Origin of the sequence: Sphaerisporangium sp. NPDC051011, from assembly GCF_040653595.1 — a bacterium.
Lineage (GTDB): Bacteria > Actinomycetota > Actinomycetes > Streptosporangiales > Streptosporangiaceae > Sphaerisporangium.
In genome coordinates this window covers 131,790-145,802 of record NZ_JBFAGG010000017.1, presented here as the reverse complement: position 1 = coordinate 145,802, position 14,013 = coordinate 131,790, and the positions used below count along the sequence as shown (strand labels likewise).

The 14,013-nt window shown below is 72.0% G+C and carries 11 protein-coding genes and 1 pseudogene; all 12 read left to right on the top strand.

Annotation, left to right across the window (positions count from 1 at the left end):
* Nucleotides 1-36 precede the first annotated feature (36 nt).
* The 12 genes and pseudogenes from AB0H21_RS32910 (at nucleotide 37) to AB0H21_RS32855 (ending at nucleotide 13,837) form a co-directional block, all read left to right on the top strand.
* A complete protein-coding gene (locus AB0H21_RS32910; protein ID WP_358524558.1) occupies nucleotides 37-258 on the top strand; it encodes an MbtH family protein in 222 nt (73 codons plus the stop codon).
* Between the two features lie 66 nt (nucleotides 259-324).
* Nucleotides 325-1,515: a cytochrome P450 gene (locus AB0H21_RS32905; protein WP_358524556.1), complete on the top strand. Its 1,191-nt coding sequence runs from the start codon at nucleotides 325-327 to the stop codon at nucleotides 1,513-1,515.
* Nucleotides 1,506-2,291: an alpha/beta fold hydrolase gene (locus AB0H21_RS32900; protein WP_358524553.1), complete on the top strand. Its 786-nt coding sequence runs from the start codon at nucleotides 1,506-1,508 to the stop codon at nucleotides 2,289-2,291. Before AB0H21_RS32905 ends, AB0H21_RS32900 begins: the two co-directional genes overlap by 10 nt.
* A gap of 46 nt (nucleotides 2,292-2,337) precedes the next feature.
* On the top strand, nucleotides 2,338-4,176 hold the full coding sequence (locus AB0H21_RS32895) for a non-ribosomal peptide synthetase (RefSeq protein WP_358524550.1): 1,839 nt from the start codon (nucleotides 2,338-2,340) through the stop codon (nucleotides 4,174-4,176).
* 28 nt (nucleotides 4,177-4,204) lie between these two features.
* Nucleotides 4,205-5,455, top strand: a complete 1,251-nt coding sequence (locus tag AB0H21_RS32890; protein ID WP_358524547.1) for a cytochrome P450 — start codon at nucleotides 4,205-4,207, stop codon at nucleotides 5,453-5,455.
* Between the two features lie 44 nt (nucleotides 5,456-5,499).
* A complete protein-coding gene (locus AB0H21_RS32885; protein ID WP_358524544.1) occupies nucleotides 5,500-6,750 on the top strand; it encodes a cytochrome P450 in 1,251 nt (416 codons plus the stop codon).
* Between the two features lie 49 nt (nucleotides 6,751-6,799).
* Nucleotides 6,800-8,002, top strand: coding sequence for a cytochrome P450 (locus AB0H21_RS32880; protein ID WP_358524542.1), 1,203 nt, complete (start codon nucleotides 6,800-6,802; stop codon nucleotides 8,000-8,002).
* Nucleotides 8,003-8,029: 27 nt separating this feature from the next.
* Entirely contained in the window at nucleotides 8,030-9,478 is a 1,449-nt protein-coding gene (locus tag AB0H21_RS32875) for an enoyl-CoA hydratase/isomerase family protein (RefSeq protein ID WP_358524539.1), read from the top strand.
* On the top strand, nucleotides 9,463-10,629 hold the full coding sequence (locus tag AB0H21_RS32870) for an ornithine cyclodeaminase family protein (RefSeq protein WP_358524536.1): 1,167 nt from the start codon (nucleotides 9,463-9,465) through the stop codon (nucleotides 10,627-10,629). Before AB0H21_RS32875 ends, AB0H21_RS32870 begins: the two co-directional genes overlap by 16 nt.
* On the top strand, nucleotides 10,626-11,777 hold the full coding sequence (pdhA, locus tag AB0H21_RS32865) for a pyruvate dehydrogenase (acetyl-transferring) E1 component subunit alpha (protein WP_358524533.1): 1,152 nt from the start codon (nucleotides 10,626-10,628) through the stop codon (nucleotides 11,775-11,777). Before AB0H21_RS32870 ends, pdhA begins: the two co-directional genes overlap by 4 nt.
* Nucleotides 11,762-12,739, top strand: a pseudogene (locus AB0H21_RS32860) (alpha-ketoacid dehydrogenase subunit beta); the annotation flags it as partial. The gene pdhA and the pseudogene AB0H21_RS32860, both read left to right, overlap by 16 nt.
* Complete coding sequence (locus tag AB0H21_RS32855) at nucleotides 12,722-13,837, top strand: dihydrolipoamide acetyltransferase family protein (RefSeq protein ID WP_358524603.1); 1,116 nt, start codon at nucleotides 12,722-12,724, stop codon at nucleotides 13,835-13,837. The pseudogene AB0H21_RS32860 and the gene AB0H21_RS32855, both read left to right, overlap by 18 nt.
* The last annotated feature ends 176 nt before the right edge of the window (nucleotides 13,838-14,013 follow it).

Genomic DNA, 14,013 nt, shown 5'->3' with positions numbered 1-14,013 from the left:
CGTTCTCCGCCGGTACCCACTGAAAGGAAAACAAGGATGACCAACCCCTTCGAAGACGCCGACGGCACCTTCCTCGTCCTGGTCAACGACGAGGGCCAGCACTCGCTGTGGCCCGTCTTCGCGGACGTCCCCGCGGGGTGGAGCAGCGTGTTCGGCCCGGGGCCGCGTGACGCCGCCCTCGCCTACGTCGAGGAGCACTGGACCGACCTCCGGCCGAAGAGCCTCGTCGTGGCGATGGAGGCGGAGGGCAGGCCCTGAACGCCGGGGCGGCGTCCACGCGCCGCCCCCGCGGCCGTCCCCCGACAGCACCTTGGGAGGTGTTGAATGACACAACCTGGTGAGACGACCGGCGGCGCGGTGAACCGCTCGCTGGTGGACACCTCGGACCCCGCCCCGTGGTTCGCGCTGATGCGGGAACAAGAGCCGGTCTGGCGCGACGACCAGTTCGGCATGTGGCACGTCTTCCGCCACGCGGACATCGAAGCCGCGCTGTCGGACACCGCCACGTTCTCCTCCGACCAGCGGGCCGCGATGGCCGCCCTGCCGGAGTTCCAGCCGTTCACCAAGGGCAACTTCATGGTGATGGACCCGCCCGATCACCGCAGGCTCCGCGGCCTGGTGAGCACGGCGTTCGGCCGGCGGGCCATGGAACGGCTCGAGCCGCAGGTGACCACGATCGTGGACGACCTGCTGGACGAGGTGAAGGGCGCCGACGAGTTCGAGCTGATCACGGCGCTGGCGCATCCCATGCCGGTGTACGTGCTCGCCGACCTTCTCGGCCTGCCCCGGGCCGACCGGCCGCTGCTGTTCACCTGGGCCAAGGTGCTCACCGGGGTGGACGTGACGGCCGGGTCCGCGCCGCAGGACCCCGCCGCCTCGCTGCGGGAGATGAACGAGTACCTGCTCGACGTGATCGCCCGGCGCCGCCGCGCGCCCGGCGCCGACCTGGTGAGCCGGCTCGTCCTCGCGGAGGTGGACGACGACCGGCTGGCCGATGACGAGCTGGTCGGCATCGTCAGCCTGCTGCTGATCGCCGGGCATCTGATGGCGACCATGCTGGTGGCCAACACGGTGCTCTGCCTGGACGAGCATCCCGGCGAGGCCGCCCGCGTGCGGGCCGACCCCGAGGCGCTGCCCGGCGCCATCGAGGAGGTCCTGCGGTTCCGCAACTCGGCCGACCGGCTGGTGCGCACCACCACCCGCGAGGCCGAGCTGTCCGGCCGCGTGATCCCCGCCGGGGCCCGCGTCCTGCTGTGGACCGGCAGCGCCAACCGCGACCCGTCGGCGTTCGCGGACCCTGGGCGGTTCGACGTCACGCGCACGCACAATCGCCACCTCGGCTTCGGGCATGGCGTGCACTTCTGCCTCGGGGCGCCGCTCGGGCGGCTCGAGGCGCGCGTCGCGATCGGCCGGATGCTGGCGCGGATGCCGTCCATCGAGGTGCTCCCGAGTGTCGAGTTCTTCGGCTCGTACTCGCTGATCAGGAAGGTCCCGCTGAGAGTGCGATGGGTATGAACGCCGCCAACGACCCGCGCGCCGCGGGCAGGCCGTCGCCGAACAAGTGGATACGCCGCCCGCCGCGCGCCGCCGAGCCGCGGGTACAGCTCCTGTGCTTCCACTACGCCGGGGGCGGCACGTCCTCCTTCCAGCAGTGGATCGGCAAGATCCCCGAATGGGTGGACCTGCGGCTGATCCAGCTCCCCGGCCGGGAGAACCGTTTCAGAGAGCGTCCCTACAGCGCCATGCGCCCGCTGGTCCAGGCGCTCGCGGACGAGCTGGCGACCGTGCTGTGCCCGCCGTTCCTGCTGTTCGGCCACAGCATGGGCGCCCGGGTGTCGTTCGCGCTGACCCACGAACTGGTGGCCAGGGGCCTGCCGCTGCCGGAGCTGCTGGTGGTGTCGGGCACGCCCGCGCCGAGCGTCACCGATTGGAAGCACGCCCACCACCTGCCGGAGAAGGAGCTGATCGAGCACCTGATCCACCTCGGTGGCGTGCCGCCCCAGGTGGTGGAGAACCCGGCGCTGCTGGAGCTGATGCTCCCGGTGATCAGGTGCGACCTCCAGCTGTCGGAGACCAGCGTGCTGACCTACCCGAGGCCGCTGGACGTGCCGATCCTCGCCCTGGCCGGCGAGGACGACGTGATCGCCCCGCCGGAGAAGGTGCAGCCCTGGGGCAAGGAGACCAGCGGGCCGTTCGAGTTCGTGGTGCTGCCCGGCAACCACTTCTTCCTGCACAGCCTGCTTGACGAGACGTTGGCGCCGGTCCTGCGCGGCATCGAGAGGTTCAGCTGACCGGCGCGTTCGCACGAACCTACGAGACCGAGTGGATGGGTGTGGAATGGACGAACGAGAGCTGGACTTGACCGGCACGCGCGTGCACGACCTGGTGCGGCGGTGGGCTCGTTCCACGCCGGCCGCGACGGCGGTGTCGTCCGGAGAGGAGACCGTTTCCTATGCGGAGCTGGACGACCGGTCCGACCGGATCGCGGCGAGCCTGCGCGCGAGCGGCGTCGGGCCCGACGACCGGGTCGGGGTCGTCATGGCGCGCTCCCCGCGACTGGTGGAGGCGCTGCTCGGCGTGCTGAAGGCCGGCGGCGCGTACGTGCCGGTCGACGCGTCGTACCCGGCCGGGCGCCGCGCCTTCCTGCTGAGCGACTCCGCCGCCGCCACCGTGATCACCGATGACGCGCCGGCCGCCGAGCTGGACGGCGGGGACCTGAAGGTCCTGACGTACGAGGACGCGGTGACCGCCGAGCCCGGCGACCTCGCCGACCTCGGCGACGGCGCCCGGGCGGGGAACCTCGCCTACATCGTCTACACCTCCGGCTCGACCGGGGTGCCCAAGGGCGTCATGGTGGAGCACGCCGACGTCGTGCGGCTGGTGGCCGACCCACGGCTGGACGTCCAGCCCGGCGAGGTCGTGGCGCAGCTCGCGCCGTTCTCCTTCGACGCGTCGGTGTTCGAGCTGTGGTCGGCGCTGTGCCGCGGCGGCCAGGTGGCGCTGCTCTCCAACCCGCAGCAGTCGGCGGGCGGCCTCGGCGAGCAGCTTCGCAAGATCGAGCCGGACTGGATGTTCCTGACCTCCGGACTGTTCCAGGTGCTGGTACAGCAGGACCTGCAGGCCCTCTCGCACGTCGGCACGGTGATCACCGGCGGCGACGTGCTGTCGCCGCGGACCGTGCGGGCCGGCGCGGGCGTCACCCGCCGCCGTGCCTACGCGGCCTACGGCCCCACCGAGACCACGGTGTTCGCGTCCCTGCACCCGGTGGACCCGGACGCGGAGCCGGAGCGCGTGCCGATCGGCTCGCCGCTTCAGGGCATGACGCTGCGGGTGTTGGACGCCGGGCTGCGGCCGGCCGAGCCGGGCACCGTGGGCGAGCTGTACGTGTCCGGGCACGGCGTCGCGCGCGGCTACCTGGACCGCCCGGGGATCACCGCCGAGCGCTTCCTCGCCGACCCCTTCGCCGGGGACGGCTCGCGCATGTACCGGACCGGAGACCTGGCCGCCGAACTGCCCGGCGGGGAGTTCGAGTTCCATGGCCGCGTCGACCGGCAGGTCAAGATCCGCGGCTACCGCGTGGAGCTGGGCGAGGTGGAGGCGGTGCTCAACTCCCATCCGCAGGTGGCCGCGGGCGCGGCCGAGGTGTTCGACGACGGCCCCGACCTCAAGCGCCTGGCGGCGTTCGTCGTGCCCATGGAGGGCGCCAAGGTCACCACCGGTGACCTGAACCGCTACCTCGCCGAGCGTCTCCCCGCGTACATGCAGCCGCTCGGCATGATCATCTTGACGGACATGCCGCGCGACCGGAACGGCAAGACCGACCGGCGCGCGCTGCCGTACCCCTGGACCCGGCGGGCCGCGCTCGGCCTGGAGGAGGAGTACGCCGAGCCGCGCACGCCGCTGGAGCGGACCATGTCGACGGTGTGGACCGAGGTGCTCGGCCTGGACACGGTGGGTGTGGACGACAACTTCTTCCAGCTCGGCGGGGACTCGCTGCGCAGCGTCACCCTGCTCAAGCGGCTGGAGGACCAGAACATCAAGGTCCTGGCCGACGACCTGTTCGACTACCAGACCATCGCCGAACTGGCCGCCGCCGTCGAGGCCGCGGCCCGGGGAGAGGACGGCCGGGAGGACCGGTCGGCGTGGCCGGCGGGCACCCCCGCGGCCGCGGGATGACGGCTTCTACCGCAGGAGGAGGTGCACGATGCGTATCGACTTCGGGGAGCCCAAACCCCTCGACTCGCTGGAAGGGCTGAGACTCCACGATCCCGCGTCCTACGTGGAGGAGTGCCGGCACGACGTGTGGCTGGCGCTGCGCCGGCAGCGGCCGGTCGGGGTGGACGAGATGCCCGACGGCACCAGGTACTGGTCGTTCGCCGGCTACGCGGACTGCGACAAGATCGTCAAGGACACGGCGACGTACAGCTCCGAGGAGGGCACCATCCTGGCCTCGGTCGGCGTCGGCGACTCGGCGGGCGGGCAGACGATCACGCTCATGGACCCGCCCGACCACGGCGCGCTCCGGCGCCCCCTCATGCGCACCATGCGCCAGTCGGTGGTGCGGCGCCGCGCCGACGCCGTCCGCGAGAAGGTGCTGGCGCTGATCGACCCGCTGCTGCACGGCGGCGAGCACGACGTGGCGCGGCTGATGCGGCTGCTGCCCATGGTGGCCGCCGGCGACATCCTCGGCATCCCGGAGAAGTACTGGGAGACCATTGCCTTCAACACCACCGCCAGCATCGCCCCGGAGGACCCCGAGTACGCCGTCGGCAGGAACGTCGGCGACACCCTCCGGCGCGTCCACCACCAGCTGTTCGCCTGCTTCACCGACGCGATCGAGACCCGGCGGCGCGACCCCGGCGACGACGTCGTCTCCGCGCTGCTCGGCCTGGAGATCGACGGGCGGCCTCTCGAGGACCGCCGGGTGATGCTCAACTGCTACAGCGTGGCGCTCGGCGCGAACTCCACCACGCCGCACGTCGCCTGCCACACCCTGCTCGCCCTCGCACAGCGTCCCGACATCTGGCGGACCGTCGTGGAGAACCCCTCCGTGATCCCGGCCCTGGTCGAGGAGGGCGCCCGCTGGACCTCCCCGACCCACCACCTGATCCGGCGCGTCACCACCGACGTCGAGCTGAGCGGCGCCCAGATGGCCAAGGGCGACTGGGTGTGCGCCTGGGTGGCCTCGGCCAACCGGGACGAGCAGGTGTTCGACGGCCCCTATGACTTCGATCTCGGACGCTCGCCGAACCCGCACCTCGGCTTCGGCGCGGGCGCGCATTACTGCATCGGCGCGCCGGCGTCCCGCTTCGCCCTGTCGGTCATCTTTGAGGCGCTGGCGCTGCGCCGGGTCCGGTTCGAGGTCACCGGGGAGATCCGGCACCTCTACTCCAACTGGATCAACGGCATCACCAGCATGCCCATGCGCTTCACGCCCGGCGCCGTGACGGCCTGACGGACGCACGCCGTAAGCGATCTCGAGAGAGGACGACCATGTTGATGACGGGCCCCAAGGGCCATGAGCGCGTGTCCCTGGACTCGATCGACCTGTTCGACCCGCACCGCTACCGCACACACCCCCAGCACCTGGACTGGGCCACCCTGCGGGCCGAGTCGCCGGTCTGGCGCCAGGAGCGCCCCGGCCGGCCCGCGTTCTGGAACGTCACCCGGTACGACGCGGTGCGCGCCATGATCAAGGACACCGGGTCGTACTCCTCCACCCACGGCAATGTGCTCGACGTGGCCGAGGGCGGGGACAGCGCGGGCGGCTACACGATGCCGCTGATGGACCCGCCGTCCCACGGCTGGCTGCGCGGGCCGTCCATCCGCACCATGTCGACGCTGGTGGTGCGGCGCAGGGAGGAGGAGATCCGCGCGCGGCTGCGCCGGATGCTGGAGCCCTGCTACGACGGCGGGGTGGTCGACATCGCCGGCATCATGCTGCACCTGCCAATGCTGGCGGTCGGCGAGATCCTCGGCATCCCGGAGTCGGTGTGGCCGGACATCCCGGCGTGGACCATGTCCGGCGTCGCCCCCGAGGACCCCGTCTACAGCGCCGGCACGACCGAGCGCACCCTGCGCAAGGCCCACTACCAGCTCTTCGCGATGTTCTCCGAGGTGATCGCCGACCGCCGCCGCAACCCCAAGGACGACCTGATCAGCGTGCTGGTCGGCCTGGACTTCGGCGGGCGCGGCCTGGACGACCACGAGGTGCTGCTCAACTGTTACTCGATGGTGATGGGCGCCAACACCACGACGCCCTACGTGGCCTCCCACCTTGTGGCGGCCATGGCGGAGCGGCCGGAGGCCTGGCGCCTGGTGCGAGCCGATCCCAGGCTGGCGTCCTCGTGCGTGGAGGAGGCCCTGCGCTGGGCCACCCCCACCAACCACCTGATGCGCAAGACCACCCGGGACGTCGAGATCGAGGGCGTGAAGATCGGCGAGGGCGAGATCGTCTGCGCGTGGCTGGCCTCGGCCAACCGGGACGAGCAGTACTTCGACGATCCGTACGAGTTCAAGCCCGACCGCAAGCCCAACCCGCACATGGCCTTCTCCATCGGCCCGCACTACTGCATCGGCGGGCCCGCCGCTCGGGCGGTGCTGAACGTCATGGTCGAGGAACTGGCCGCCGACTTCGAGGCGTTCGAGCCGGCCGGTGAGGTGGAGCACCTGGCGTCGAACTTCATCAACGGCCTGACCCGGCTGCCCGTACGGCCCCGCCTCGCCCCCGGGGCCGGCGCCCGCTCATGACCGGACGCGGTACAGAGCCAGAGCAGTCCCGACGAGGGGAGCACCGCGCATGCAGTTCCTGACCTTCGACAGCGCCGAGATACCGAGTGCCGAGGACGGCGGAGCCAAGCTGGCGTCGTGGTTGAAAGGCATGCGAGACCAGTCCCCCGTCTGGGTGGACGAGCGCACCGGGGCCCACCACGTCTTCACCTACGCCGACGTGAAGGGGGTGATGTACGACCACGCCCACTTCTCCTCCGACTGGAGTTCCTTCGCGCCGCCGCAGGAGGACATGCCCGAGTACGTGAACCTCGGCACGGTGGACCCGCCCGCGCACCGCAGGCTGCGCACCCTGGTCAACCAGGCGTTCCCGCAGAAGGAGATCGCGGCGCTGGAGCCGCGGGTCCGCAAGATCGCCGAGGACCTGCTCGACGCGGTCGAGGGCCAGGACCGGTTCGATCTGGTGGACACCTTGGCCAACCCGCTGCCGGCTCTGGTGATCGCCGAGCTGCTCGGCGTGCCGTTCGAGGACCAGCCGATGTTCCGCAAGTGGATGGAGGACGCGTTCAACTCGTTCGACAACCCCATCGGGGACCTGTCGGACGTCACGGTGGCCGACATCGTCGTGGAGAATCTGCGGGCCCTGGAGGAGTACATGCGCGACCAGGTGGTCCGGCGCAGGCGGCAGCCGCGGGACGACCTGATCAGCCGCCTGCTGGCGGCCGAGGTGGACGGGGACAGGCTGAGTGACACCGAGGCCTACGGCATGGCCTCGGCCATTCTCATGGGCGGCCAGATCAGCTCCACGGTGACGCTCGGCACGGCACTGCACACCTTCCAGGAGGAGCCGGGCGTGGACGCCGCGCTGCGCGCCGACCGCTCGCTCATCCCGCGGGCCGTGGAGGAGGTCCTGCGCTACCGGCCGCCGGTGATGCTGGCGCACCGCCTGGTCAAGCCGGGTGCGACCCTCCTGGGACAGCCGATCGCCCCCAACATGGCGGTGGTCGCGTGGATCATGTCGGCGAACCGCGATCCGGACCAGTTCCATGATCCCGACACCTTCCACGCGGACCGGACGCCGAACGCCCACCTGAGCTGGGGGCATGGCGTGCACTACTGCCTCGGCGCGTTGCTCGGCCGCATCGAGGCGAAGGTCGCCCTGGACCTGCTGTTCACCCGCTACGCCGAAATCTCGCTGGTCGACCCGGTCTTCCACACCACGCCCGGGGTGCTCGGGATCAAAAGCACGTCCCTCTCGGTTCGCCGCGCCTGACCGGGCGCGAGAGAAAGGATAGGAACGTTGGCCCACACAGGAACGGACGGGCGGGCCCTCGACCGGCCGCGCGTTTCCCCCGCGTACCATCCGAGCCCGGCCGACCGGGTGCTCGACTCCGCCCTCGAGATGTCCGGGGACGTGCGGCGCGACTGGGCCCGGGTCCGGGCCCACCTGGAGGCGGGCGGCGACCTGCTCGCCCGCCCCCTGCCCGACCGCCGCAGGGATGCCGTCACCAGGGCGTGCCGGGCGGCCCGGACGCGGTTCATGGCCGCGCACGCCGAGGGCGTCTACGACGAGCTGACCGACGGCCGCCGGCGGTACGCGCGCCTGGACGAGCTGGCCTACGCCGCCGCGGAGCGGTACCCGGGCCTGACGCCCACCCGCGAGCAGATCGCCGGCGACCGCAAGGCCGTCCAGGCGGACAAGCAGGGCTGGGAACTGGACCAGGGGATCCTCTTCTGGGGGCTGTTCGCCGCTCCCGTGGCCGGCGAGCACCTGCTGCGGGCCATGCTGCGGCCTACCCGCGCGGCCGTCGCGCTGGCCGCCGGCTTCGCCCGGAGCGGCAAGGCCGAGTTCCCCACCGCGACCCTCGAACGGCGCGACGGCATCGGCTACATCACCGTGCGCAACGAGCGCTACCTCAACGCCGAGGACGACACGGTCGTCGAAGATCTGGAGAGCGCCGTCGACCTGGCCCTGCTGGACGACGGCATCGAGGTCGGCGCGCTGCGCGGCGGCACCATGACCCACCCCCGGTACGCGGGCCGCCGGGTGTTCAACGCCGGCATCAACCTGACCCACCTCCACCAGGGGAAGATCGGCTTCCTGGACTTCCTGCTGCGCCGGGAGGTCGGGTACATCAGCAAGCTCGTCCGGGGCCTGGAGCGTCCCGACTCCGGCCGTCCCTATGGCGACGAGAAGCCATGGATCGGCGCCGTCGACACCTTCGCCATCGGCGGCGGCACCCAGATCACGCTGGTGCTGGACTGGGTGGTGGCCGCCGAGGACGCCTACTTCACCCTGCCGGCCATGCGGGAAGGCATCATCCCGGGCGCCGCGAACTTCCGGCTGCACCGCGTGATGGGCAGCAGGCGGACCCGGCAGGTCATCTTCGGGGACCGCAGGTACGAGGCGGACGGACCCGAGGGACGCCTGCTGTGCGACGAGGTGGTCCCCCCGGCGGAGATGGACACGGCGATCGAGGAGGCGGCGAGACGGCTGCGTGGCCCCGCCGCGATCGTCAACCGGCGCATGCTGCGCATGGCCGAGGAGCCGCTCGCCCTGTTCCGCGAGTACATGGCGTGCTACGCGCTGGAGCAGTCACGGCTGCTGTACAGCCCGGAGCTGATCGTCAATCTGGAACGGAAGTGGATCGGAAGGTCACGTGAGCCCGGTCTTGGCGAGTCGCGTGAGAGCGACCCCTGCGGGACAAAGACTCCGGAGCGAGCGAGGGAATCATGGAAACGCGACTGATCAGTCAGTTCGACATCGAACGGATCGTTCGGGCCATCGGGCGGCACAATCTGATGGATCGGGTCATCGACCGGCTGGCCGAGGGCCTGGCCGAGCTCGGCCGGGAGAAAAGGGAGATATCCCCGCCGCGTGGCGGTTTCGACCGGGATTATCCGACACCTGGCGTCCTTGAGTGGATGCCCCACTACGTGTCGGGCGACAGCATCACCATCAAGACCGTTTCCTACAGCCCGATGAACCCGCAGCGCTATGGCCTTCCTACTATTTTGAGCAACTTGGCCCGCTATGACAGCGCGACCGGCCGGCTGGTGGCGCTCACCGACGGCGTGGTCCTCACCGCCATGCGCACCGGCGCCGCCTCCGCGGTCGCCTCGCGCCTGCTGGCCGACCCGCGGAGCTCGGTGCTCGGTCTGATCGGGGCGGGCGCCCAGGCCGTCACGCAGGTCCACGCCTTGTCCCGGGTCTTCCCCCTTGAAAAGGTGCTGGTGTGGGACGTGGACCCGGCCCACGCGGAAAGCCTGGCGTCGCGGGTGGCGTTCCTCGGCCTGCCCGTCGAGGTGGCCCCGCCCGGCGTGATCCTGGCCCGCGCCGACGTGATCAGCACGGTGACCTCGGTGGCCGTCGGCGGCGACCCCGTCCTGCCGTCCGGGCCCTACCGTCCCCACCTGCACATCAACGCCGTGGGATCCGACCTGGTGGGCAAGACCGAGCTGCCGAGGCCCCTGATCCTGAAGGCGTTCGTGACCGCCGACCACCTTGAGCAGGCGTACCGCGAGGGGGAGTGCCAGCAGCTCGTGGACGAGCCCTCGGCGGCCGAGCTCATCGGGCCGAGCCTCGCCGAGCTGTGCGCCTCCCCCGACCTGGCGACCGGCCTCCGCGGCCGTCTGACCGTCTTCGACTCCACGGGTTTCGCCCTGGAGGACCACCTCGCGATGGACGTCCTGCTGGAGGCCGCCGACGAGGTGGGGGCCGGCTCGACCCTGCGCGTCGAGTACCACCCCGCCGACACCCTCGACCCCTACTCCCCGCCCGCCGGAGCCCCCGGCACACGTGCCCCCGAAGCCGCGCCGGACGCCCTCGCCCCGTCCCTCGGCGCCGTACCCGCAGGTACCGCGTCGTCCCTGGAGTCGTCCCTGGAGGACGCCGGATGACCGCCCAGGCCGTCAACGACGTCGGCCTGTTCGCCGGCGACGATCCGCGCGTCCGCCGCGTGATCGGCCCCTCCGGTGAGCCGGCCCGCCTCGGGGACGCCCCGCCCGCCGCTGAGCTGTGCCTGGACCTCTACCGCCGCATGGTGGTGGGCCGCCGCCTTGACCAGCAGGCCACCGCGCTGGCCAAGCAGGGCAGGCTCGCCGTCTACCCATCCTCGCTCGGCCAGGAGGCGTGCCAGGTCGGCGCGGTCGCGCCGCTGCGCCCCGGGGACTGGTTCTTCCCCACCTACCGGGACTGCGTCGCCGTCATGAGCCGCGGTGTCGACCCGGTGGAGGCCCTCACCCTGATGCGCGGCGACCACCACTGCGGCTACGACCCCTACCTGCACCGCACCGCCCCCCAGACCACCCCGCTCGCCACCCAGGCCGTGCACGCCGCCGGGCTCGCCCACGGAGCGCGCCTGCGCGGCGACGACACGGTGGCGCTGGCCCTGATCGGCGACGGCGCCACCAGCGAGGGCGACTTCCACGAGGCGTGCAACTTCGCCGCCGTGTTCCGCTCGCCCGTGGTGTTCCTGGTGCAGAACAACCAGTACGCGATCAGCGTCCCGCTTTCCCGGCAGACCGCCGCGAAGCGGCTCGCCGACAAGGCCATCGGCTACGGCATGTCCGCCCACGTCGTCGACGGCAACGACGCCGTCGCCGTCGCCCTGGTCGTCTCCGAGGCGCTGGAGGCGGCCCGCGCCGGTGAGGGGCCGAGCCTGATCGAGGCGCTGACCTACCGGGTCGGCCCGCACACCAACTCCGACGACCCCAGCCGGTACCGCGGCGAGGAGGAGGTGGAGCCCTGGCGCCGCCGCGACCCCATCGAGCGGCTACGGGCGCACCTGCGCGGTCGCGGCCTGCTCGACGACGCCCTCGACGACGACATCGCCGGCGAGGCGGAACGGCTCGCCGGCGACCTGCGCCGCCGCCTGGCCGAGGACGGCCCCGCCGAGCCCGCCGAGCTGGCCGAGCTGTTCGACCACGTCTACTCCAGGCCGACCCCCCGCCTGCGGCGCCAGGCCGCGGCGCTGGGGGCGGAACCGGGGGGAAGGCCGGACCACCCGCCGTCGCCCGGGAACGGAGAGCAATGCCGGCCGAGATGACGGTCGCCCGTGCGATCAACGCCGCCCTGCGCGACGCCATGGCCGAGGACGACCGGGTGGTCGTCTTCGGCGAGGACGTCGGCCCGCTCGGCGGGGTGTTCCGGGTCACCGAGGGACTGACCGAGCTGTTCGGCGAGGAGCGCTGTTTCGACACCCCGCTGGCGGAGTCCGGAATCGTCGGCACGGCGGTCGGCATGGCGATGTACGGCTACCGGCCGGTCGTCGAGCTGCAGTTCGACGCGTTCGCCTACCCCGCGTTCGAGCAGATCGTCAGTCACGTCGCCAAGATGCGCTCCCGCACCCGAGGTGCGATGGGCCTGCCCCTGGTGATCAGGATCCCGGTCGGGGGCGGCATCGGCGCCGTGGAGCACCACAGCGACTCCTCCGAGGCGTACTACGCCCACACCCCCGGCCTGCACGTGGCCGTGCCCTCCTGTCCGGCCGACGCGTACTCCCTGATGCGGGCCGGCATCGCCTCCGACGACCCGGTGATCTTCCTGGAGCCCAAGAAGCTCTACTGGGCCGAGCCCGCCGCCGTGTCCGCGACCCCCGCCGTGTTCGGCCGGGCCGCCGTGCGCCGCAGGGGCACCACCGCGACGATCATCTGCTACGGGGCCATGGTGAGCACCGCGCTCGCCGCGGCCGAGCAGGGGAGCGCCCGCGGCTGGGACGTCGAGGTGATCGACCTGCGCACGCTGGTGCCGCTGGACGAGGACGCGATCGCCGAGAGCGCGGCCCGCACCGGCCGCGTGCTGATCGTCCACGAGGCCCCGGGGTTCGGCGGGGTAGGAGCCGAGCTGGCGGCGTTGATCGGTGAGCGGTGCTTCGGGCGGCTCAAGGCCCCGGTACGCCGGGTCACCGGGTTCGACGTGCCCTACCCGCCGCCCCGGCTGGAACGGTTCCACCTGCCCACCGTCGAACGGGTGACCGCGGCCCTCGCCGACCTGCACGGGGAACACAGGGAACACAGGGAACACAGGGAACACAGGGAACACAGGGAACACAGGGAACACGCGGAGGCCGTCGCCGTCGCCCGGTCGGTCTCCGAGCGGGTCACGGCCCGGCGGTTCCTGCTACCCGACCTCGGCGAGGGGCTCGTGGAGGCGGAGATCATCCGCTGGCTGGTCGCGCCCGGTGATCTGGTCGATGTGGACGCGGCGGTGGTGGAGGTCGAGACCGCCAAGAGCGTCGTGGAACTGCCGATCCCCTACCGCGGGCGGGTCATCGGGCTGCACGGCGAGGAAGGGGACACGATCGGCGTCGGCTCACCCCTGGTCACCCTCGGCCCGGAGGACGAACCGGCCCCGCCGTCCCCGAACGTCGCCGCCCCACCCTCCGCCGCCCCACCCTCCGCCGCGCCGGTGGAACCGTCCACTCGCCGCGTCCCCCTGCGCGGCGCGCGCGGCGCGGTGGCCGAGAAGGTGACGGCGAGCCGCCGCGAGATCCCCGACGTGACCGTCTGGGTGGACGCCGACGCCACCCGGCTGCTGGAGGGGCGCCGCGCCGGGGGCGCCGCCCGGCCCGGCCTGCTGGCGCTGCTCGCGTGGTTCGCCCTGGACGGCCTGCGGCGCTTCCCCGCGCTCAACGGCTGGGTGGACGCCGAGCGGCGGGAGATCGTGGAGTCCTCCGACGTCCACCTGGGCCTCGTCGTCCAAGCCGCGCACGGCCTGGTCGTTCCCGTGCTGCCCGGAGCCCACGACCTTGGGCCGGGCGAGCTGACCGACGAGGTGCGGCGCGTCGTGGACGCCGCCCGCGCCCGCCGCCCTGTGCGGACCAACGGCGGCACGTTCAGCGTCAACAACTACGGCATGTTCGGCGTGGACGGCTCCACGCCGATCATCAACCACCCCGAGGTCGCGATGCTCGGCATGGGACGCGTCATCGAGCGCCCCTGGGTGGTCGCCGGCGAGGTGCGCCCGCGGGCGATCGCCCAGCTCTCGCTGACCTTCGACCATCGGGTGTGCGACGGCGACGTCGCCGGCGGTTTCCTGCGGCACGTCGCGGACCTGGTGGAGGGGGGTCTGCCACCCGCGTTCGACGTTTCCGCGAGCGGGTGGTGACCGGCGAATACCTGGTACGTGAACGTACATGAGGACGGCGGGGCGCCCCGCCGTCCTCATGCGCCGTTCTCGTGGACTGGCCTGATCTCCCGTGCTAGTCTTAAGGATTGCCTAGGCCGGGGTCATTGATTTCCGGCCCGCGAGGCCCACAGGGGTCCGCCGCCTGGTTCGCGCAG

Coding starts and splice junctions, on each gene's coding strand:
- AB0H21_RS32910 (WP_358524558.1), top strand. CDS start 37: ATGACCAACCCCTTCGAAGACGCCGACGGCACCTTCCTCGTCCTGGTC.
- AB0H21_RS32905 (WP_358524556.1), top strand. CDS start 325: ATGACACAACCTGGTGAGACGACCGGCGGCGCGGTGAACCGCTCGCTG.
- AB0H21_RS32900 (WP_358524553.1), top strand. CDS start 1,506: ATGGGTATGAACGCCGCCAACGACCCGCGCGCCGCGGGCAGGCCGTCG.
- AB0H21_RS32895 (WP_358524550.1), top strand. CDS start 2,338: ATGGACGAACGAGAGCTGGACTTGACCGGCACGCGCGTGCACGACCTG.
- AB0H21_RS32890 (WP_358524547.1), top strand. CDS start 4,205: ATGCGTATCGACTTCGGGGAGCCCAAACCCCTCGACTCGCTGGAAGGG.
- AB0H21_RS32885 (WP_358524544.1), top strand. CDS start 5,500: ATGACGGGCCCCAAGGGCCATGAGCGCGTGTCCCTGGACTCGATCGAC.
- AB0H21_RS32880 (WP_358524542.1), top strand. CDS start 6,800: ATGCAGTTCCTGACCTTCGACAGCGCCGAGATACCGAGTGCCGAGGAC.
- AB0H21_RS32870 (WP_358524536.1), top strand. CDS start 9,463: ATGGAAACGCGACTGATCAGTCAGTTCGACATCGAACGGATCGTTCGG.
- pdhA (WP_358524533.1), top strand. CDS start 10,626: ATGACCGCCCAGGCCGTCAACGACGTCGGCCTGTTCGCCGGCGACGAT.